The sequence below is a fragment of the Nocardia inohanensis NBRC 100128 genome (assembly GCF_001612945.1).
Lineage (GTDB): Bacteria > Actinomycetota > Actinomycetes > Mycobacteriales > Mycobacteriaceae > Nocardia > Nocardia inohanensis.
Map to the genome: position 1 here is coordinate 217,484 of NZ_BDBK01000016.1, position 20,326 is coordinate 237,809.

General features: G+C 68.1%; 17 protein-coding genes. 8 read left to right on the plus strand and 9 right to left on the minus strand.

From position 1 onward, the window contains the following. Nucleotides 1-158 precede the first annotated feature (158 nt). Nucleotides 159-818 (plus strand): response regulator, encoded by a 660-nt coding sequence (locus NI1_RS29150; RefSeq protein WP_067826950.1) that lies wholly within the window; start codon nucleotides 159-161, stop codon nucleotides 816-818. Between the two features lie 67 nt (nucleotides 819-885). Continuing rightward, complete coding sequence (locus NI1_RS40175; RefSeq protein ID WP_084523884.1) at nucleotides 886-3,720, plus strand: serine/threonine-protein kinase; 2,835 nt, start codon at nucleotides 886-888, stop codon at nucleotides 3,718-3,720. On the opposite strand, the gene NI1_RS38220 is transcribed toward NI1_RS40175, so the two are convergent. After that, nucleotides 3,721-3,897 carry a hypothetical protein gene (locus NI1_RS38220; protein ID WP_157535395.1) on the minus strand — a complete coding sequence of 59 codons (177 nt, stop codon included), beginning with the start codon at nucleotides 3,895-3,897 and terminating at the stop codon, nucleotides 3,721-3,723. 431 nt (nucleotides 3,898-4,328) lie between these two features. On the opposite strand from NI1_RS38220, the gene NI1_RS29160 reads away from it, so the two are divergent. Both NI1_RS29160 and NI1_RS29165 read left to right on the plus strand, forming a co-directional pair. Further along, nucleotides 4,329-5,210 carry a helix-turn-helix domain-containing protein gene (locus NI1_RS29160; protein WP_067826953.1) on the plus strand — a complete coding sequence of 294 codons (882 nt, stop codon included), beginning with the start codon at nucleotides 4,329-4,331 and terminating at the stop codon, nucleotides 5,208-5,210. Continuing rightward, complete coding sequence (locus NI1_RS29165; RefSeq protein WP_067826955.1) at nucleotides 5,207-5,407, plus strand: DUF397 domain-containing protein; 201 nt, start codon at nucleotides 5,207-5,209, stop codon at nucleotides 5,405-5,407. The genes NI1_RS29160 and NI1_RS29165 overlap by 4 nt, the downstream gene beginning before the upstream one ends. On the opposite strand, the gene NI1_RS29170 is transcribed toward NI1_RS29165, so the two are convergent. The 8 genes from NI1_RS29170 to NI1_RS29205 form a co-directional block, all read right to left on the minus strand. Then, on the minus strand, nucleotides 5,404-7,374 hold the full coding sequence (locus tag NI1_RS29170) for a TerD family protein (RefSeq protein ID WP_067827735.1): 1,971 nt from the start codon (nucleotides 7,372-7,374) through the stop codon (nucleotides 5,404-5,406). The genes NI1_RS29165 and NI1_RS29170 overlap by 4 nt on opposite strands. Nucleotides 7,375-7,498: 124 nt before the next feature. Further along, nucleotides 7,499-7,861 carry a thioredoxin gene (gene trxA / locus NI1_RS29175; protein WP_067826958.1) on the minus strand — a complete coding sequence of 121 codons (363 nt, stop codon included), beginning with the start codon at nucleotides 7,859-7,861 and terminating at the stop codon, nucleotides 7,499-7,501. Nucleotides 7,862-7,959: 98 nt separating this feature from the next. Beyond that, complete coding sequence (locus tag NI1_RS29180) at nucleotides 7,960-8,991, minus strand: ATP-dependent 6-phosphofructokinase (RefSeq protein WP_067827737.1); 1,032 nt, start codon at nucleotides 8,989-8,991, stop codon at nucleotides 7,960-7,962. Between the two features lie 48 nt (nucleotides 8,992-9,039). After that, complete coding sequence (locus NI1_RS29185; RefSeq protein WP_245663457.1) at nucleotides 9,040-9,933, minus strand: serine hydrolase; 894 nt, start codon at nucleotides 9,931-9,933, stop codon at nucleotides 9,040-9,042. A 139-nt stretch (nucleotides 9,934-10,072) separates the two neighbouring features. After that, nucleotides 10,073-11,026 (minus strand): serine hydrolase, encoded by a 954-nt coding sequence (locus tag NI1_RS29190; RefSeq protein WP_067826960.1) that lies wholly within the window; start codon nucleotides 11,024-11,026, stop codon nucleotides 10,073-10,075. Next, nucleotides 11,016-12,809, minus strand: a complete 1,794-nt coding sequence (locus tag NI1_RS29195) for a serine/threonine-protein kinase (protein WP_067826962.1) — start codon at nucleotides 12,807-12,809, stop codon at nucleotides 11,016-11,018. Before NI1_RS29195 ends, NI1_RS29190 begins: the two co-directional genes overlap by 11 nt. Nucleotides 12,810-12,865: 56 nt before the next feature. Next, complete coding sequence (locus NI1_RS29200) at nucleotides 12,866-13,552, minus strand: response regulator (RefSeq protein WP_067826964.1); 687 nt, start codon at nucleotides 13,550-13,552, stop codon at nucleotides 12,866-12,868. Then, on the minus strand, nucleotides 13,549-14,910 hold the full coding sequence (locus NI1_RS29205) for a sensor histidine kinase (protein WP_067826966.1): 1,362 nt from the start codon (nucleotides 14,908-14,910) through the stop codon (nucleotides 13,549-13,551). Before NI1_RS29205 ends, NI1_RS29200 begins: the two co-directional genes overlap by 4 nt. Before the next feature lie 181 nt (nucleotides 14,911-15,091). On the opposite strand from NI1_RS29205, the gene NI1_RS29210 reads away from it, so the two are divergent. The 4 genes from NI1_RS29210 to gatB all read left to right on the plus strand — a co-directional run bounded on the left by NI1_RS29210 (nucleotide 15,092) and on the right by gatB (nucleotide 20,265). Further along, nucleotides 15,092-15,421: a hypothetical protein gene (locus tag NI1_RS29210; RefSeq protein ID WP_067826968.1), complete on the plus strand. Its 330-nt coding sequence runs from the start codon at nucleotides 15,092-15,094 to the stop codon at nucleotides 15,419-15,421. A gap of 23 nt (nucleotides 15,422-15,444) precedes the next feature. After that, the gene (locus NI1_RS29215) at nucleotides 15,445-16,197 is read left to right on the plus strand and encodes an ABC transporter ATP-binding protein (protein ID WP_084523886.1); all 753 of its coding nucleotides are present in this window, start codon (nucleotides 15,445-15,447) and stop codon (nucleotides 16,195-16,197) included. Further along, a complete protein-coding gene (locus NI1_RS29220) occupies nucleotides 16,194-18,689 on the plus strand; it encodes an ABC transporter permease (protein WP_067826971.1) in 2,496 nt (831 codons plus the stop codon). The genes NI1_RS29215 and NI1_RS29220 overlap by 4 nt, the downstream gene beginning before the upstream one ends. Nucleotides 18,690-18,750: 61 nt before the next feature. Further along, complete coding sequence (gene gatB, locus NI1_RS29225; RefSeq protein WP_067827742.1) at nucleotides 18,751-20,265, plus strand: Asp-tRNA(Asn)/Glu-tRNA(Gln) amidotransferase subunit GatB; 1,515 nt, start codon at nucleotides 18,751-18,753, stop codon at nucleotides 20,263-20,265. Nucleotides 20,266-20,326: the final 61 nt, after the last annotated feature.

Genomic DNA, 20,326 nt, shown 5'->3' on the forward strand with positions numbered 1-20,326 from the left:
GGAGTTTTGCTCCACTTTCAGCCCGTTCAGTCACTTTTCCGACCGGAACACCCCGAAAGTGGAGCAAAACTCCGGCTGCCGGTGTGCGCGAAGTTGCTCCGCCCACTCGTATCAGCGCTCCGGCGTGGCAAACTCGGTGGCGTGCGTGAGGTGGGACTGTGGCGATAACGGTGTTGATCGCCGACGACCAGGCGATGGTGCGAGCGGGTTTCGGGGCGCTGCTGGGCGCGCAACCCGACATCAGCGTCGTCGGTGACGCTTCGGACGGCAAAATCGCTGTGGCGGAAGCTAAGCGGCTGCGGCCCGATGTGGTGCTGATGGATGTGCGCATGCCGGAGATGAACGGATTGGATGCGGCGCGCGCCATTCTCGGCGCGGCCATGGATCCGCCGGTGCGAGTGCTCATGCTGACCACCTTCGACATCGACGATTACGTCTACGAGGCGTTGACGATCGGTGCGAGCGGGTTCCTGCTGAAAGACGCGCCGGCCGAAGAGTTGGTGCGCGCCGTGCGGGTCGTCGCCGCCGGTGACGCCTTGCTCGCGCCCACCGTGACGCGCCGGTTGATCGAAGACGTCACTCGCCGCCGCACCCGCCGCAATCCCGCGCCCGCGCTGTCGGTGCTCACGCCACGCGAGCGGGAAGTGCTGGAATTGGTGGCGCGCGGCATGTCGAACGCGGAAATCGCCGAGAGTTTGTTCGTGGCGGAACAGACCGTGAAAACGCATGTCTCCAAAGTGTTCGCGAAGCTGAATCTGCGGGACCGGGCGCAAGCCGTGGTGCTGGCCTACGAATCGGGTTTGGTGACGCCGGGCTGACCCGGCTGACCAGTGTGAAAACGAGTAGGCTCACGGACTTGTACGTCACCGGAAGGGGGTCGTCGAAGTGCTGAACAGCGGGGACGTGTTCGCCGGTTTCCGCATCGAACGGCTGCTCGGGCAGGGCGGGATGGGGTCGGTGTATCTGGCCCGGCATCCGCGGCTGGGGAAACTCACCGCGCTCAAACTGCTGAACCGGGAACTGTTCGCCGACAGGGAGATCCGCACGCGCTTCGAACGCGAAGCCGATCTGGTGGCGCAGTTGGATCACCCGAATATCGTCGAGGTGTACGACCGCGGTACCGAGGACGCGCAGCTGTGGATCTCCATGCAGTACGTGGACGGCGTCGATGCCGCCGGCGTGGATGTCACCCAGTTGCCGCCGGAGCGTGCGGTGCAGATCATCGAAGGTGTGGCGTCGGCCCTGGATTACGCGCACAGTCGCGGCGTCCTGCATCGTGATGTCAAGCCCGCCAACATCATTCTGGCGCGTGCGGTCGCCGGTCACGGTGAACGCGTCTTCCTCACCGATTTCGGCATCGCCCGCCTGCGCGAGGACTCCACCCATCTCACCCAGGCCGGAATGTTCACCGCCACGCTGGCGTACGCCTCGCCGGAGCAGATGACGGGCCAGCACCTCGACCACACCACCGACCAGTACTCGCTGGGTTGCGCCCTCTACTGGTTGCTGATCGGCATCGGCCCCTTCGACTCCCCGCACCCCGCCGAACTGATCCGCGGCCACCTGCAACTGCTGCCACCCCCGGTCAGCCTGCGCCGCCCCGGCCTGTCCCCGGCCATGGACGCCGTCATCACCAAGGCGATGGCCAAACGCCCCATCGACCGCTTCCCCTCCTGCACCGATTTCGCCAAGGCGGCCCGCCGCGCCCTCTCCGCCCCCTTGCGGCAAATCCCCACGCCCCCGGTGCAATCGGGCCCCACCCACCGCCCCTACCCCCAGAACCCGGCAGCCCCCCAACCGGCCCCGCCGGGCTACCAGCCCCCGTCTCCCTACCAACCCGTCCCGCCGGGTTACCAGGCCCCGCCCGCCGCACCCCAGCAGCCGTACCCCGCGCCGCCCGCCCCGCAGGGGTATCCGGCGGGCGCAGCGCCCGCCCCGCAGGGTTACCCCGGTGCGCCGAGCCCGGTTCCGGCGGGACAGCAGCCCGGGCAGCAAGCGCCACCGCCCCAGGCCCAGGGCTATCCCGAGTCGGGCGGTGCGGGCGCTCCGCCGGGCTACCCCGTTCCCGCGACTCCGCCCGGCTACCCCGCGCCGACGTATTCACCTCCGCCGCAGGGCTATCCGGCCGCTCCTTCGAACCAGCCGCCTGGGCAAGCTGCTCCGGACTTCGCGAGCAGTCCGCCGCTGAATCAGCCGCTGGGGCATGGTGCTCCTGAGTTCGCGGGCAGTCCGCCGTTGAATCAGCTGCCGGGGCATGGTGCTCCTGAGTTCGCGGGCAGCGCGCCGTTGAATCAGCCGCCGGGTCAAGCTGTCCCGGACTACGCGGGCAGCTCGGCGTCCGGGCCGCCCGCCGCACCTTCGGCAGCGCAGGAGGCGGTTTCCGACGAACTTTCTCGGCAGCGCACGGACTTGCTGCCGCAGCCGGTGACTCCCGTACCGCAGCAGCAGGTTTCAGCTGCGGAGGCCCTGGCTGCCGCGGCCGGCGTCACGCCCGCCGGGGCGCAGTCCGAACGCACCACGATGACCCATACCGTCGCCGCGCCCCCCGGTCTCGGGTCCGCCGAGCCCGGTGCTGCCGCCGAATCCGCAACGCCGCACGGGGATCCGATGGTGTCGCCCGGCGATCGGTCAGCTGCCGCCGGTGGATCGGCGACCGCTGGAGGCCGGTCCGAACGCACACGCAATACCGGCGGGACCGAGCCCGACTCGGCCGCGCCCGAATCGCCGGGTTCGGATTCGGAATCGTCCGCGGCTGACTCCTCGGCGTCGAGCGGATCCGCTTTCGATGCCCTCGCGCGCACCGCGGCCGAGCCCGGCCGGCATCGAGCTTCGTCCGGGGAAAGCTTTGTGGGGGAACGGGTTTCCGGCATGGTGCGGCATCCCGAGTCGGGTGCTTTCATTCCCGAAGGCGAGCGGGCCAAGCGTGACTCGCGGGGCCGGTCCAAACCTGGAACGCCGCCGGTGTCGCCGCTGCGCCCGGTGCAGAACGACCCCGCCGCAACGACATTGCCGGAAGCTCGCACCGTCGATCCGGCCGGTGCATCCGGGGGCGAGGCGAGCCGGTCGGCCGTATCGGCCGGTTCGGGGGGTGCCGACTCGCCGAGCCGTGGGGCGGCCGAAAGTGCCGGACCGGTGTCCACGGAAGCGGCGGACTCTATTGCGGTCGAGGAGCATTCAAGCAGCTCGGCGAAGACCGCAGCGGATGCGTCCACGGATCGGTCCGGCGAGGAAGCCGGTCGAAACCTCGCTACGGCCCCCGGTGACGAGGTAGCCGACCCGTCCGATGCCGGCGCGCAACCCGAGCCGCGCAGGAACGACTCCTCCGGCGCGCTTGACGCCGATCCCGAGTCGCATGGGAAAGACCCCTCCGGCGCGCCCGACTTCATCGGCCCCGGTGCGGACGGAGAGCTGCCGGAAAGTGCCGCGATATCGCCGGCACCGGCTGCGGCCGAGGCCGCCGGTTCTGTTGCGGGACAAGGCGATGCCCAGGGAATGACGGTTTCGCAACAGGTTCGGTTGCCGGCGGAGGCGGTTTTCCCGCAGTATCCCGCGCCGCCGGGCGCTTTCGGTCCGAATACCGGGCAGTTCCCGCCGGTTTCGATGCCGCCGCCACGGCCGGAGCGGTTGGAGCGGTCGCAGGTGGCCGCCTTGGTGGTGCTGGGGGTGGCGCTGATCGCCCTGGTGGTGTTGCTGGCGGTGGTTGTACTGGTGGTCGGCTGATCACGGGTCGGCGCGCTGCCCGAGCACCATCAATCCTTGCTCGACGAGGATCTGCCGGGCGCGGCGGCGGATCAGGCAGTTGTCGACGGTGCAGCATTTGTGGATCTGCATGGCTTCGTGAGCTTGCGAGAGGGTGAGGTCGCGGGGTTCTACGGTGCAGTCGAACAGATACATCATGGTGTCCGCCGGATCAGCGCAGGGGGCTGTGCAGTTGGCGGTCCGGCGCTGGCAGGTCGGCGGGCGGCATGCGTGACGCCGGGCCTGACAGAAAGCGTATCGAGGTTCGCGTGCGCGCACGGCGGTATGGGTTGGCTGCCCTGGATATTCACATATTGCTAACCTGAATTGTCACCGACCGGTTGGCCTGCAATGTCGGAATTCATTCGCGAATGCGGAAATTGGGTGCGCCCGGCTCGGGGACGAGTGGGTCCAGAGGTAGTAGTGCTCCGGCTCTCACCGGGCGCGACTCCAGTCCAGCAGCACCGCGGCGAACCGGCAGCCGAACCCGCGCTGCGCGAAAAACTTTCCGAAACCTCCAGGGCAGCATTCATATTGCATGGGAGCATCGTTCACAGCGACCGAAAACCGCCTTCGTGGGGGAGAGTTCGATGTCCGATCATGGTTCCACCCTGCCGCGCCGCCAACTGGGGCGATATCTGCGCGAGGGCCGTATGCAATGCAATATGACGATCGCCGAAGCGGCGGGCCTGATGGAATGGAGCGAATCGAAACTTCAGCGCCTGGAAACCGGTAATGCGGAAAAGATCCGGGTGCTCGATATCCGGGAACTGTGCCGCATCTACGACTTCGGCGACGAGTTCACCACCGCCCTGGCGGGCCTGGCGCAACAGGCGAGCGTCAAATCCTGGTGGCACGAGTACGAGGATCTGGTGCCCGACGGCTTCAATGTCTATGTCGGCCTGGAGGCTTCGGCCCGCACCCTGATCACCTATCAACCCGACCTGATCCCCGGCCTGATGCAGACCGCCGATTACGCGCGCGTCCTGATCGGCGATTACTGGCCGGATGCCGACCCCGCTGCCCTGGACCGCAGAGTCCAGCTCAAGCTCCGCCGCCAATCCCTCTTGACCCGCAAACGCACCCCCGCCACCTTCGACCTGGTGGTGCACGAAACCGCTCTTCGCAGGCTGGTCGGCAACCCGCGCATCATGGCCGCGCAACTCCGCCGCGTGGCGGACCTGTCCACCGCGCCGACGATCGCTGTTCGTGTACTACCCTTCTCCGCGGGCGTCCCGAGCGGTCACACGGTCGGACCGTTCGTAATCCTGGATTTCGGCCGCGACTCCCTCGGTAAACCGGTCGAACCCACCGTGGTGTACCTCGAAAACTTCCTGGGCGACCTCTATCTCGAAAAACAAGCCTCGGTCGACCGCTACCGCGAGGCATACCAGGCTCTCCAGCGCGCCGCACTGGACGAGTCCGCCAGCAGAGACCTGCTACGACGGGCAGCGAAGGAGTACGCGACGTGAACCTCGAACCGTCCAGCCCCCGATGGTTCAAAAGTACCCGCAGCACCGGCGCCAAGGAATGCGTGGAAATCGCATTCCTTCCCGCCGCCGTAGCCATTCGCGACAGCAAAGATCCCACCGGCCCGTCGCTGCACTTCGCCCCCGCCGAATGGGACCGTTTCACCGCCGCTCTGGCAGCCGGCGCCTTCGACTGTTAATCGGTGATCACGACGGCTTCGGCGTTCACCCCTTCGGGCTGCTTCGGCGCGGCGGGAACCCAGCCTCGCAGCGGCTGCACCACGGCCCCGTAGAACGCGTCGGTCGCGGCTTTGACGCTCGCGACGAAGCTGGCCGCGGTGCCGGATCGCCGATTACCCATCGGGAAGGACTGTTCCAGCGCGAAGGACACGATCTCCCCGGAGCGCCCGGCGGTCAGCAGTTTCGGATCGGTGCGCGCGGTGGCGAGATGCTCGCAGGCTTCGTTGCCGCGTTCGGAGAAGACCACCTCCACGCGCACCTCGCCCGGCGCCTGCTCCAGTTGCTTGAGCAGCCAGGACAATCGGCGTGCCGAGGTGCCCTCGTTCGGCGCTTCCAGGGTGGTGCGGCAGCGAATCGTATTGGTGCGCACATCCGCGACCACGGTCAGATCGCCGGCGGTATCGGGAATCCGCAGTACCGCTTCGAAACTGCCGTCGGCGGCCAGCCGCTCGGCGACCGCGGCATTACGCGCCACCGGGTCGTTGCGGAACTTGCGCGGCAGTACGTGATTCACGGTCACCCCGAGCTCCGCCGTGACCCGCAGCGCGAGATGCCGGGAGAGCGAGACCCAGGTATCGGCCACCGCCAGCGCCTTCTGGTCGCCCGCGCGCAGGGTGCCCGCGGTGACCGCGTCGCGCACGGCGACCCAGTGCCGTCCCATATCGGCGAACTCGGTGGCCCCGGATTTGGGATGGTCGAGATAGCGCAGGAATTCGCTCAATACCCAAGCTTGCAGATCTTCTTCGATGCCACCGTGCGAGAGCAGCATCCGGGCTTCGTGCGCTACCTCCGCCCAGGACAGATGCCGCAGCGCGACTTTGGTGAGTTTGCGCCGATCGACCTCCACCGGTAGTTCACCCGGCCCGGCCGGAATATCGTTCGACAGGCTGACGACCACGTCGTATTTCTTCTTGCGCGCCACATCGAGATAGTTCTCGAGCTGATCCTTGCGCAGTTTGCCGTTCCCGGTCTTGACCTCCAGCAGTCCCGTCCAAACCCGGCTGCCCCGTACCACCTTCAGCACCGCGTCGGGAATGACCTTGGAATCGCCGCGCTCGTACTGCACCTCGACATAGCCCTCGAAAACCCCTGCCGGAGCGCCCATTCGAGCGCACAGCGCGCGAGCGAACGGCTTCACCGCCTGCATGGTGGCGATCAACGCCGAGGTGGCGCGCCGCTCCTGTTCCTCGCCCGCCCCGACCCCGATGACAGAGAACAAACGCGCCGTCTGCCACCCGTCCTGCTCGGCGAACTTGAACTCGATCGGCTTCGCCTTCTTCACCACCCGTTTGGTGGTCCGCACCCCGCGCTGTCGTGCGGCAGGTGCGGGCGCGGCGACCTCTTCCTTCGGCACCGGCGCCACCTCGACGGCCTCCGCGGCGACCGCCGGCGTGTCGTCATCGATCGAGACGCCGAAATCCTTTGCGAGCCCGGCCAGTCCGGTGTCCCAGCCCTGACCGACCGCGCGCACTTTCCATTCGCCGCCCCGGCGATAGACATCACCGAAGTTGAAGGCCGACTCGCTGCCCGCATCGGCGGTCACGTACTCGGCCAGCGACTGCCCGGCACCGTCCACCACCCGGAACGCGATCTTGCCCAGGTCGCCGAACGTCCCGGCGCTCAGACTTCCGACCAGCGCGATGGTGTGCACGTCCGCGGACACCGCCGACAGATCGATGGAGATCCGGGTCTGCGCGCCCTCCTCGGTCGCACTGGTGCCCAGAATCCGTACCGAACCGTCCGCCGATTCCGGCTGGTTGTAGAAGACGAGATCACTGTCGGACCGCACTTTTCGATCCGCGCCCAGTAGTAATGCCGACGCGTCGACCTCGATCTCCGATTCGGTCCACCCCACCACCACGTCGATCCGGTCGACATCTTCCGGCAATGGAATGTTCTGTCCCTTGGACAGGATCGGAGAATTCACGTTCACACCCTTCCGTATCAGCCACACACACCGGCAAATACGGGCACGGATGGTTCCCCCGTGCTGTTCGGCGCCCCCGGTGATGTCGAGTCACAGTACGGCGCAGGGGCTTCTGCGGGCGGGCTCAAGAAGTTTTATGGCACAGAATGTCCTCCAGTTCGGTCAGGAGTTTGGTTTTCGAGCGAGCGCCGACCAGCGTGCGAATGGGCTTGCCGTGCTGGAAGAGGATGAGGGTGGGCATGGAGAGGATTCGGTATTCGGCCGCGGTCAGGGGGTTTCGGTCTACGTCGAGTTTGCGGATGGTGAGGGAATCGGCGTGGTCGCGGGCTATGTCGGCGAGCACCGGGGCGATCATGCGGCACGGGGGGCACCAGGTGGCCCAGAAGTCGACCAGGACGGGGGTGGGGTGGCGGAGGACTTCCTGGGCGAAGGAATCGTCTGTGACGGGGTGGATTTCGGTGTCGCGGGCGGAGATGTCGAGGTGCATGGGTTCGACGGTAAAGATTGTCCTCGGGGGCAAGGCAAGAGATCGGCCCTCGCATTGGGGATGCGAGGGCCGGGGGAGAGGTTGGCGGACGGGGTTTTTCAGCCGAAGAAGGCCGCGGCTTCCCGGTAGCGGTCGGCGGGGACCAGTTTCAGGTGTTTGGTCGCTTCCGAGAGGGGGACGAGGTCCACGTCGTTGCCGTGCAGGGCGACCATCTGGCCGAAGTTGCCGGCGTGCACCGCTTCCGCGGCGTGGACGCCGAAGCGGGTGGCCAGGATCCGGTCGTAGGGGGTGGGGGTGCCGCCGCGCTGGACGTGGCCCAGGACGGTGACGCGGACTTCCTTGCCGATGCGGCGCTCGATCTCGGGGGCGAGTTGCTGGGCTACGCCGGTGAACCGGACGTGGCCGAATTCGTCGATGCCGCCGTCGCGCAGGGTCATCGACTTGGGGTCGGGGTGCGCGCCTTCCGCGACGACGCAGATGAAGTGCGAATCTCCGCGCTGGAAGCGGCGTTTCACCATGGCGCAGACTTCGTCGACGTCGAAGGGGACTTCGGGGACCAGGGTCAGGTGGGCGCCCGAGGCGATGCCCGAGTTGATCGCGATCCAGCCGGCGTGACGGCCCATCACCTCGACCAGCATGACGCGCTGATGGGATTCCGCGGTGGTGTGCAGCCGGTCGATGGCCTCGGTGGCGATGGCGACGGCGGTGTCGTGCCCGAACGTGGTGTCGGTGCAGTCGATGTCGTTGTCGATGGTCTTGGGCACGCCCACCACCGGCACGCCCTCGTCGGCCAGCCAGGAGGCCGCGGTCAGCGTCCCCTCCCCGCCGATCGGAATGAGCGCGTCGATGCCGTTGTCGTCGAGGGTCTGCTTGATCCGGGGCAGTCCGTCGCGCAATACGTCCGGATTGGTGCGCGCGGTCCCGAGCATGGTCCCGCCCTTGGTGAGCAGACGGTCGGTCCGGTCGTTGTTCAGGATCTGGATCTTGCGATCCTCGAGTAGCCCCCGCCACCCGTCCTGGAACCCGACGATCGCATCCCCCCAGCGCCCGTTCGCGGTCCGAACGACGGCCCGAATCACCGCGTTCAGCCCTGGGCAGTCTCCGCCTCCGGTCAAGACTCCGATGCGCATGGCCCCCATCATGCCCGAACCCGTGCGTTCGCGGGTCGCGCCCCCGATCTAGCGGGCGCAGTTGCCGCCGCGGAGTTCTTCCAGGTGCTGATTGATCAGGTTGGCGACCTTGGTGAGCATGGCGGTGCCGTCGTCGAAGGACCCGGAATTGGGCTGGGCGGCAATGGCTATGGCCAGTTCACCGCCTTCGACGGGAATCAGCCCGAACTGCCGGACCAGGTAGTTGCCGGCGAGGTCGGGCCCCCACCCGCCCTTGAATTCCGCATTGTCCAGATTGCCCAGTCCCCAGCGCTGGCCGGAGCTGATCTTGCCCATCAGCGCGGTGACCGCGTCGGAATCAGGCAGGCAGGGTAGTCGGGAGGCGAATTTCAGCTGGTCCGAGAGCGACCAGTCGGCCTGCCCGAAGGCGGAGTAATCGGATCGGGTGCGCACCGCCGGCACCTTGGTGCTGCTGTCCCCGCCTTCCCGCAAAACCGCTTGCACGGTCTGCGCCGCGGTATCGGCGCCGCCGAGCGACTGCCAGAGCGTATCGGCGGCCGTATTGTCCGAATAGGTGATGGCATTGGCCGCCGCCCCCGTATACCCGGAATTGGCGCGCAATGCCGCCAGCGTGAGCGGCACCTTCATGGTCGACCAGGCCGGTCCGTTGGTCCAATCGCCCAGCGCGACTACCCGATCCCCGCCGACCGGCATCAGCGCCAATCCCACCTTGCCGTTCAGCGTCGGCTTCAGGGTATTGACGAAATCCCAGGCCAGCGTGCCGGGTAGGGCCGCGACGACCGGTCCCGCGGTGCCGCTCGGCCCGGCCACCGCGGTGGCGTCCGGCACCAGTACCGGTTTGCTGCTGCACCCGGTCGCCACCCCCGTCAGCAGCGCGACCGCACCGGTCGCGACCAGGCGCGCCCATCTTCGCCGCGCGGTGCGCGCCTGCGATCCGTCCACCCCTGCACCTCCATTTTCCCGGATACCGGTCGGTCCCTGTTCCTAGCGGACACACCAAAACCCGTCAATCGCAAGGGATTGTTCTGGGTTGTGGCGACCGGGTCAAATGCGGTGCGTACGGCCGCTTTTGGGCCTGCGATCAGTTGCCGCAGAGCCCGCCGCGTAGGTCGGTGAGGTGATCGCTGAGCAGCACCGCCATCTTGTCCATCATGTCGGTGGCGTCCTCGAAGCTGCCCGATTCCGGCTCGGCCGCCAGCGCCACCGCGATCGGCCCGGCCAGCGTCGGCACCAGCCCGAACTGCCGCACCGTGTACTTGCCGGTGTCGTCGTCGGGCCCCCAGCCGCCCTTGAACTCCGCGCCGATCAGCCGTCCCAGGCCCCAGCTCTGGCTCGGGGTGATCTCGCTCATCAGCGAGATGACCGAGTTGGCGCGCGGCAGGCACGGCAGCTTGGCCGCGAACTTCACCTGGTCGGTGAGGGACCATTCGGTCGCGCCGAAGGCGAGCAGATCATCGGAATCCAGTGCGGCGAGCCGGGTGTGGCGCGCGGCCACATCGGTGGTGGCGTCCCCGGCTTCGCGCAGGATCGACTCGACCGCTTCGGCGGCCTGATTGCCGGTGCCGAGCGAGTTCCAGAGTTCCTGCGCCGCATCATTGTCCGAATAGGTGATGGCGGCCTCGGCGATGGAGCGCAGCCCGGTCGGATCGTGGCGCAGGGCGGCCAGCGCCAGCGGCACCTTGATGGTGGACCAGGCGATGCCGGAGCTCCAGTTGCCCAGCAGCGTCATATCCCCGCCGCCGACCGGCATTACCGCCAGTCCGATGCGACCGTCCAGCCCGGCTTGCAGGTCCGCGAAATCCGCTGCCAGGCCGATCGATTTCGGCAATCCGAACAGGTCGGGCAGATCGGGCGCGAGCATGGAGAGCCCCGTCGCCGGTTCGGCCGCGGCGACCGGCACCACCGGTACCGGATCGGCCACGGGCGCACCCGAGGTCTTCACCTGCACGCTGCACGCGGTCACGGCGAACAGCGTCGCCACCGCGAAACATCGAGCAATGGCCTTGCGACAGGCCACATTCGGGTCAGTAGACATACACCACCGCGTTCTCGCCACCGATGCACGTGACCAACTTCCCGGCGGCCGTGCAGTTCATCGTGTAGGCCCGGCCGGTGACCGGGCTGACAGCAACCACATTACTTGCCGACCCGCCCTGACCCCCAGTCGCGGCGGCATAGGCCCGGCGCACCTCCTCCGCGAAAGGGCAACTGGTGACCGGGGATCCGGTCGCGGAGGTGGTGAAACCGTTGGTCGAGGGATAGACCGGCGAGCACGGCGACGCCCCCACCGGCAGCTGCACCGTGGTGGCCGCCGGGGTGGTGGTCGTCGTCGTGCCCTTGTTCTGGGACGGCTGTATCACCGTGCCCGGATTCCCTTGTGTCGCAGTCGCATTATTCGATGGTTCGTTGCGGGAGCCATCGAGGACTTGCCAGCCGATCGCACCGGCGACCGCGGCGACCGCGATCGCCAGCACCCCGATGGAGATCGGCACCGCCGCGGACCTGCGCGGCCGGTAGCTCGAGCGTTGCGGCGCGGGATCGACGCGCTGATGCTCCGAGGTCGGGTACAGCGACGGGTCGGGCGCGGGCGCGTAGGGGAATTCCTGCTGCCGATGCCCCCACACCGGCTGCTGCGGCTGGGCGGTGGCGGGCAGCGGCGTGTAGTGGAAATCGCTGACGCGCACCACCGTCGGATCCGCGGGCACGATGACCGGAAGGTCGGATGTGCCGGGATTCTCATCGGTTTCGGCGGCCGGGAAGCTGCCGGTGACGTACGCCCGGAAGGTGCCGGTATTCGGTTGCACCACAGTCGGATCCGTGTTCTGTACCGGCATGGACGGCCCGGTCGCAGGGCCGCCCGCGGGCAAGCGGGTGGTCGGTTGCTGCCCGGTGGGCGCTCCGAAAACCCCGTGCCCCGGCCCGACTGCGGTAGGCGGCAGGGTGCGCCCCTGCGGCAGGATCTCGGTGGGCGGGACGGGAACAGCGGTTCCGGCCAAGGCCATGCGCGCCGCACGAGCGAACTCCCCGGCGGTCAGGAATCGGGCGTTCGGATCCTTGGCGAGCGCCCGCGCCACCACAGAGTCCAGCGCGGTCGGTATCCCCGCCAGCTGGGTACTCGGCCGCGGCGGCGGATCCGAAAGATGCGCCCGGATCAGCACACTCATATTGTCCGCCGGGAAGGGCTTGGTCCCCGTGAGGCATTCGTGCAGCACACACCCGAGCGAGTAGATATCCGCCCGCCCGGTCACCGGCCCCGCGTCGAAGCGCTCGGGCGCCATGTACGCATATGAGCCGACGGCCGTCCCGGTCATGGTGAGGGTGGTGTCCCCCTCCGCCCGCGCGATCCCGAAATCCGCCAGATATGCGAAATCCGCATCAGTGACAAGAATATTGGCCGGTTTCACATCCCGGTGTACCAGACCCGAGTAGTGCGCCGCGTCCAGCGCGGCCGCGATCTGCTCCACGATCCCGACCGCCCGCATCGGCGACATCGGCCCCTGATAGTCGAGCAGCGACCGCAGATCCTGCCCGCGCACCAGCCGCATATCGATGTAGAGCACACCGTCGATCTCGCCCCAGTCGTGGATCGGGATGATGTGCGGTTCGGCCAGCCGCGCCGCAGCCTGCGATTCGCGGCGGAAACGTTCCTGGTAGGAGGGGTCTTTCGCGAGATCCGAGGGCAGCAGTTTGAGGGCTACCACCCGGTCTTTGACCGTGTCGTAGGCCTCGTAGACCTCCCCCATACCGCCCCTGCCCAGCAGCGAGCGCAACTCGTACGGCCCGAAACTGCCGCCGGCCCGCGATGGCGGTGCATCCACCCCGTCCAACCTCCAACTCTCGATCGGGCCGCGACGAAGATGTCCGCGACCCGACCCTATGGAGTGGATTCTCCGGGTGCGACCACTCCGTGGTCAAACGCAAAGACGATCGCCGCGGCCCGGTCCCGTAACCCGAGCTTTCCGAAGATATGTCCCACATGGCTCTTGACTGTTACTTCCGAGATGCCCAATGTCCGCGCGATCTCGGCATTCACCCGTCCGCGGCCGATGAGTTCGAGCACCTCGAGTTCGCGCCCGGTGAGTTCCGCCAGCCGGGACCGGGTAGGGGCCGGTGGGGGTGGTACCGACCGGTACGCGGTGAGCACGCGGGGCGTGACCGACGGATCGAGCCAGGACCCGCCGCCCGCGACCGTGCGCACGGCGCGGATCAGATCCTCGGCGGGGGAGTCCTTGAGAATGAACCCCGCGGCCCCCGCGCGCAGCGCCCCCGAAAGCAGTTGATCGTCATCGAAAGTGGTGAGCACCAGCACCGGCGGCGCATCCTGGAAGGCCCGCAGCGTCCGCGTCGCCTCGATCCCGCCGATGCGTTTCATGCGCAGATCCATCAGCACCACATCCGGCTGGTGCGCGGCGATGGCGGCCGGCACCTCGTCCCCGTCCGCGCATTCGCTCACCACGAAACCGTCACGGCGGCGCAGGATTCGGCGCAGCCCGCCCCGGACCAGCTCCTGATCGTCGACCACCAGTACGTCGACGAGATCCTCGTCCGGACGCTCGGTCACATGCTCTCCTGCGGCTGGCCCGGCACGGCCGGTTCGGTCGATGATTTACGGGTCATGTTGTGCAGCATGGTGCGCAGCGAATCCTCGGCCTGGGTGGCCATACAGGACAGCTGGCCGGGCATCGGAATGCGGGCGAACACCCGCCAGCCGTCGTCCACCGGTCCGGCCTGCAACTCGCCGCCCAGCAGCACGGCGCGCTGCCGCATGCCGTCGATGCCCATGCCGCGGCCGGGGCGCAGGGCCGCGCCGGTCGGCAGGGTATTGCGGATCTCGACGCTGATGTCCTTGGCGCACAGCTGGATTCGCAGCCGCGCCGAAGCGCCCGGCGCGTGTTTGGCGATATTGGCCAGGGATTCCTGGCTGATCCGGTACAGCGCCAGCCCCATGCCCGCCGACACCGCCGAGCTGTCGCCGCTCATCCGGTAGTCGACCTCCATTCCCGCGCGCACGAAATCGGTGACCAGCTCGGCGATATCGTCGAGGCCCGGTTCCGGTTTGTGCAGCGCCGGCCGCTGATCGAGCAGTCCGACCGTGCGACGGATATCGGCCATGGCCTGGCGGCCCAGCCGTTCGGCATCGGTGAGCGCGTCGATCGCCTCATCCACATCCCGATCGGTCTGTAGCGCGTGCCGGGCCGCGGTCACATGCAGCAGCGTGATGCTCAGCGAATGCGCGATCACGTCGTGCACCTCGCGCGCGATCCGGCGGCGCTCCTCATCGGCGGCCGCCGCGGTCCGGACCTCCTGATTCTCCCGCTCCTGATACAGATAGCGGCGCTGGAAATTCATGAACTGCCCGGTCATCCACCCGCACAGCACCGCCACCGCGTACAGCGGCAACCCCTGATCGACATGCCCGATGGACTGGAAATACGCCAACTCCGCGATCATGGCGGCGGCCACCGGCAGGCTGGCGAGCGGAACGGTCAACGCCGCGATCTCACCCACCGCGATGATCAGCACGAAGGGCGCGGCATCGGAGGGCACCGGCTGCGACAGGAAGACCGCGGCCGAGGCCATGTTCAGGACCGTGATGATCAGCGGTTTCGGGAAGATGCCGAAGAAGGCGTACATCGGCCCGGTGATATAGGTCAGCGCCATCGCCAGAATCGGCAGCAGGCTCGGCCAGTAACCGCTCTGATAGCGCTGGATCACCGCGACCGTCGCGATCACCAGCAGCATCACGTCGAAGACCGCGACCACCGGAACCGGATACCCGAAGTGCTCGACATTGTTGCGGAACTCCGCGACCGGGTTACGCGCGAACCGCCGGATGCGTTCGCCGCTGGCCAGCGCCCATTCGTGTAACCGCCGCAACGCGCGCCCGACCGGTTGCGGGGTGGCGTCTGTCACGTCCATCCTGTCAGGCTAGTTGCCGGAAATGCCCGCGTACATCGTGCGAGGGCAGGGGCCCTTCTCCTACCGGGGTAGGAGACCAAGTCGCGTCCGCGGCACGACGACACGGCTGCCGGCCGTCCGTAGCGTTCAGGGCAACGGCATCCGGCACCGAAATCGGATGCGCGACGAAAGGTAGGGGGCCATGTCCTGGGCAGACCTGCACGCTCGCACCGACATCCTGCACACCGTGCTGGACCGGGCGGCGCGAAATCCCGCCGATCCCAAGCTCTTCCACGACCTGCCCGAGCTGGACCGGCTCTTCGGCGGGGTGTCCGGGGTGCTGCTCGCGCTGCGGCACCGCTGGGAGAACCATCTGACCGTGAAACTGGACAACGCACTGGAGCAAGGGAAGTCGGTGGACCAGGTGCGGCGTGAGCTGGCGGCCGAACAGCCGGCGCTGCGAGCGGTGCTGGACGTTTACGACACCGATGCGTTCTACTGGCGCCCGCGCCCGCGCGCACTCGCCAGCTGACAAAACAATCAGGGGAGACCAGCATGCTGGAATTGACCGACGTCACCAAGGAATACCGGGTGGGGGAGCAGACCGTGCGCGCCCTGGACTCGATCAACCTGCGTATCGAGGCGGGGGAGTTCTCGGCCATCATCGGGCCGTCCGGGTCCGGCAAGAGCACGCTGCTGCACCTGCTGGGTGCGCTCGACTCACCCGATTCCGGGTCGATTCGGTTCCGGGACCAGGAGATCGGCGGGCTCAACGACGATCAGCAGTCCGAATTCCGGCGGCATCAGGTCGGTTTCGTCTTCCAGTTCTTCAATCTGCTGCCCACGCTGTCGGCCTGGGAGAACGTGGCCATTCCGAAACTGCTGGACGGCAGCGGATTACGCAAGGCCAAGCCGCGCGCGCTGGAACTGCTCGACCTGGTCGGACTCGCCGACCGGGCCGAGCACCGGCCGGGCGAGCTCTCCGGCGGGCAGATGCAGCGGGTGGCGGTGGCGCGGGCGCTCATCATGGATCCGCCGCTGATCCTGGCCGACGAGCCCACCGGCAATCTCGACTCCAAGACCGGGGCGGCGATCCTGAAGTTGTTGGGGGAGATCACCGAAGCGGGGAATTCGGTCGTGATGGTGACCCACGATATGGGCGCGGTGAACTACTGCGACCGGGTTATCACGTTGCGCGACGGGCAGATCGGCTCCGATGAGCGAGTGGTGCACGAGCCGGACGGCACCTCGCACACCGCGTCCTCGGACGCGGCGGCCGCCGCCGACGCCAAGGCGGTGCGCGCATGATCCGCGCCGCCTGGGATCGGTTGCGGCTGTTCAATATCGGGGAACTGCTCAACCACCGCGGCCGCACCGCCATGTCCATGATGGTGATGGGAGTCTCCGCGGGACTGCTGGTTTCGGTGTTCAGCATCTCCGGATCGATCACCGGGTCGGTGGACAAACTCACCCGATCGCTCGGCGGCAATGCCGTGCTGGAGGTCACCGGGGTCACCGACGCCGGCTTCGAACAGCAACTGCTGCAAGAGATCCGGTCCGTCACCGGCGTGCGGGTCGCGGTGCCCATGCTGCGGCAGTCCATCGGCGCCGATGCCGACCGGGCGCTGCTCGTCGGCGCGGATCAGACCATGTCCGAGCTCGGCAGCGATCTGGACGGCCCGCTGCGCGATCAAGCGGCCAAACTGCTCACCGTGCCCAACGGCGTGCTGGTCGGATCGGCCCTGGGGCGCGCCGAGGGCGAGCAGTTCCAGCTCGGCTCGGTGAACGCCACCGTGGCCGGAGTGCTCGACGACGCCACCGCCCGCGACCTCAACGGCGGCCACATCGTGGTGGCGCTGCTGCCGGTGGCGCAGAAGATCACCGGGCGCGCCGCGCGGCTGGACTCGGTGCAGATTCTCGCCGCCCCCGGCGCGAACGTGGATCAGCTGAGATCCGAACTCACCAAGGTGGTTTCGGGGCGCGCCGTGGTGGCCGACCCGGATCTGCGGGCCGCGCAGGCCGGCGGCGCGATCCAGCTGGTGCGGTATTCGACGCTGGCGTCCTCCGCTGCGGCGCTCATCGTCTCCGCCTTCCTGATCTACAACGCCATGAGTATGGCGGTGGCACAACGCCGTTCGACGCTGTCGCTGCTGCGCGCCATCGGTGGCAGGCGCGGCCCCATGGTGCGCGACCTGATCGCCGAGGCGGCACTGCTCGGCCTGATCGGCGGGCTGATCGGCGCGGTCATCGGAATGTTCATGGGCCGCACCGCCATTACCCGCCTGCCCGCCGCCATGGTGCAGTCGGTGGAGGCGCGAACCGAGTACATGGTGCCCGGCTACGCCATCCCGGTCGCCGTGGCCGCCTGCGTAGTGGCCTCGGTGACCGCCTCCGCGCTGGCCGCCCGGCAGGTCTACAAGGTCGCCCCGATCGAGGCCCTCGCCCCGGTCGGAGTCTCTTCCGCCGATGCGGTGAAGCCGGTATTGCGCTGGGCCGCACTGGTTCTGGGGCTGGCGATGATCGCCGGCGCCATCACGCTGGCCTACTCCGACCTCGGCGCGGTCTCGCTGGCCGCGATCTCGCTGTCGATCGGCGGCGCCGTGGTGCTCTGCTTCGTCGCCACCGGCCCCATCGTCTCCGGTATCTCCGCGGTGTCCCGGCTCTTCGGCGCACCCGGCGCGCTCGGCGCCACCTCCGCCGAGCGCGCGCCCCGGCGGGTCTGGGCCACCGCCATGACCGTCATGATCGGCGTCACCGCCGTGGTGGCCATGGGCAATGCCTCCCGCAACCTGGTCGCCTCGGCCGCGGAGAGCTTCGAATCGCTCGGCACCACCGACGTCTACGTCAGCCCCACCGCCATGGAGCAGTTCCCGACCGGGCCGCTGCTGCCCGCCGACCTGAAGGCCAAGATCCAGGCCATCCCCGGCGTCGGCGGAACCGGTTCCGCCCAAATGGCTTTCGCCACCCTCGGGCGCGGCCGCGTCATGTTGCAATCCTATGAGGGCGGCGTTGCCCGCACCTCGGCCCTGGACGGCACCAGTCAGGCCGACCTGGACCGCATGGCCCGCGGCGAGGGCGTGGTCATCTCCCGCGATGTGGCGCGCTCACTCGACGTCACCGCGGGTTCCACCATCGACCTGCCCACCCCGACCGGCACGCACCGGGTCACCGTGCTGCGCGTGGTGCCCTACTTCTCGGCCATCGCCGGCATCGTCGTGCTGGACTTCGGCGTCATGCAGCAGTGGTATCAGCGGCCGGGCGAGACCATCATCGGCATCGACTTCGCCCCCGGCGCGAATCCCGACCAGGTGATGGCCGCCATCAAGGCCGTCGTCCCCGCCGGCATGCACGTCGACACCGGCAAGGCATCGGTGGACGCCATCTCCAGCAGCGTCCGCCAAGGCACCTCCATCAGCGCCGCCATCCTCTGGATCGTCGTCCTGGTGGCCACCGTCGCCCTGCTCAACACCCTGATGCTCTCAGTCCTGGAGCGCCGCCGCGAACTCGGCGTCCTGCGCGCCATCGGCACCAGCCGCCGCTTCCTGCTCCGTTCGGTCCTCACCGAAGCCGCCGGCATCGGATTGACGGGCGCCGCACTGGGTTTGGCCGTCGGCTCGGCCGTCCACTACCTGGCCACCATCGCCCTCGGCAACGCCACCTCCATCAAGGTCACCTACCAGCCCAGCCCCCTCCTGCTGGTCTACGCGGTCGCCGCCACGGTCCTGGCCCTGCTCGGCTCCATCCCGCCCGCCGTCCGCGCCGCCCGCCTGCCCATCGTGGAGGCCATCGCCGCCGACTGATCGATGGCCTGCGGTGACGGTGGTGTCTTCGGGCGGACCGGCTTTACATAGGATGGTCCGCATGAGCGCAGCTACCGCCGACTTGATGGATTACTCCGACGTCATCGACAGGTACGAGCCGGTGCTGGGTATGGAGGTCCACGTCGAGCTCGGGACCGCGACCAAGATGTTCTGCGGTTGCCCGACCGAATTCGGTGCGGAGCCCAATACCCAGGTGTGCCCGGTGTGCCTGGGCCTGCCCGGGTCGCTGCCGGTGGTGAACGAGAAGGCAGTGGAATCGGCCATTCGGATCGGGCTTGCGCTGAACTGCTCCATCACGCCGTGGGGGCGGTTCGCGCGCAAGAACTACTTCTACCCGGACCAGCCGAAGAACTACCAGATCAGCCAGTACGACGAGCCCATCGCGACCGAGGGCTACCTGGATGTGCTGCTCGACGACGGGTCCACCTTCCGGGTGGATATCGAGCGGGCGCACATGGAGGAGGACACCGGTAAGTCGCTGCACGTGGGCGGCGCGACCGGTCGTATCCACGGCGCGTCGCACTCGCTGCTGGACTACAACCGCGCGGGCGTGCCGCTGATCGAGATCGTCACCAAGCCCATCACGGGTGCGGGGGAGCGGGCGCCCGAGGTGGCGCGCGCCTACGTGACCGCGCTGCGCGAGGTGCTCAAGTCCCTCGACGTCTCCGACGTCAAGATGGAGCAGGGCTCGCTGCGCTGCGACGCCAACGTCTCGCTGATGCCCAAGGGCGCCAAGGTGTTCGGCACCCGCACCGAGACCAAGAACGTGAACTCGCTCAAGAGCGTCGAGGTCGCGGTGCGGTTCGAGATGCGGCGTCAGGGTGCGGTGCTGGCCGCGGGCGGCGAGATCATCCAGGAGACCCGGCACTTCCACGAGTCCGACGGCTCCACCTCCTCGGGGCGCATCAAGGAGACCGCCGAGGACTACCGGTACTTCCCGGAGCCCGATCTCGAGCCCATCGCGCCCGACGCGGCCTGGGTGGAGGAGCTGCGCGGCACCATTCCGGAGTACCCGTGGCTGCGCCGCGCCCGCATCCAGTCCGATTGGGGCCTGTCCGACGAGGTCTTCCGCGACCTGGTGAACGCGGACGCGCTGGATCTGATCATCGCGACCGTCGACGCCGGGGCCTCGGTGGACGCGGCGCGCTCCTGGTGGGTCGCCTACCTGACCGAGAAGGCCAAGGAGCGTGAGGTGTCCCTGGAGGACCTGCCCATCACGCCCAAGCAGGTCGCCGAGGTGGCGGGGCTGATCGAGGCCAAGACCATCAACAACAAGGTGGCCAAGCAGGTCGTCGACTTCGTGCTGGCGGGCGAGGGCGAGCCCGCGCAGATCGTCGAGTCCAAGGGGCTCGGCATGGTCAGCGACGACTCGGCGCTCCAGTCCGAGGTGGAGAAGGCGCTGGCCGCCAGCCCGGATATCGCCGAGAAGATCCGCTCCGGCAAGGTGCAGGCCGCCGGCAAGATCGTCGGCGATGTCATGAAGGCCACCCGCGGCCAGGCCGATGCGGCCCGCGTGCGCGAACTGGTCATGGCCGCCTGCGGTGTGAGCGAATAACCTCCGAATACGCCTGTGGCGCACGGCCGTTGCCGTGCGCCACAGTTGTCTCCGGGGTCAG

Coding starts and splice junctions, on each gene's coding strand:
- NI1_RS29160 (WP_067826953.1), top strand. CDS start 4,329: ATGTCCGATCATGGTTCCACCCTGCCGCGCCGCCAACTGGGGCGATAT.
- NI1_RS29210 (WP_067826968.1), top strand. CDS start 15,092: ATGTCCTGGGCAGACCTGCACGCTCGCACCGACATCCTGCACACCGTG.
- NI1_RS29205 (WP_067826966.1), bottom strand. CDS start 14,910: ATGGACGTGACAGACGCCACCCCGCAACCGGTCGGGCGCGCGTTGCGG.
- NI1_RS38220 (WP_157535395.1), bottom strand. CDS start 3,897: ATGATGTATCTGTTCGACTGCACCGTAGAACCCCGCGACCTCACCCTC.
- trxA (WP_067826958.1), bottom strand. CDS start 7,861: ATGCACCTCGACATCTCCGCCCGCGACACCGAAATCCACCCCGTCACA.
- NI1_RS29190 (WP_067826960.1), bottom strand. CDS start 11,026: ATGTCTACTGACCCGAATGTGGCCTGTCGCAAGGCCATTGCTCGATGT.
- gatB (WP_067827742.1), top strand. CDS start 18,751: ATGAGCGCAGCTACCGCCGACTTGATGGATTACTCCGACGTCATCGAC.
- NI1_RS29215 (WP_084523886.1), top strand. CDS start 15,445: ATGCTGGAATTGACCGACGTCACCAAGGAATACCGGGTGGGGGAGCAG.
- NI1_RS29220 (WP_067826971.1), top strand. CDS start 16,194: ATGATCCGCGCCGCCTGGGATCGGTTGCGGCTGTTCAATATCGGGGAA.
- NI1_RS29180 (WP_067827737.1), bottom strand. CDS start 8,991: ATGCGCATCGGAGTCTTGACCGGAGGCGGAGACTGCCCAGGGCTGAAC.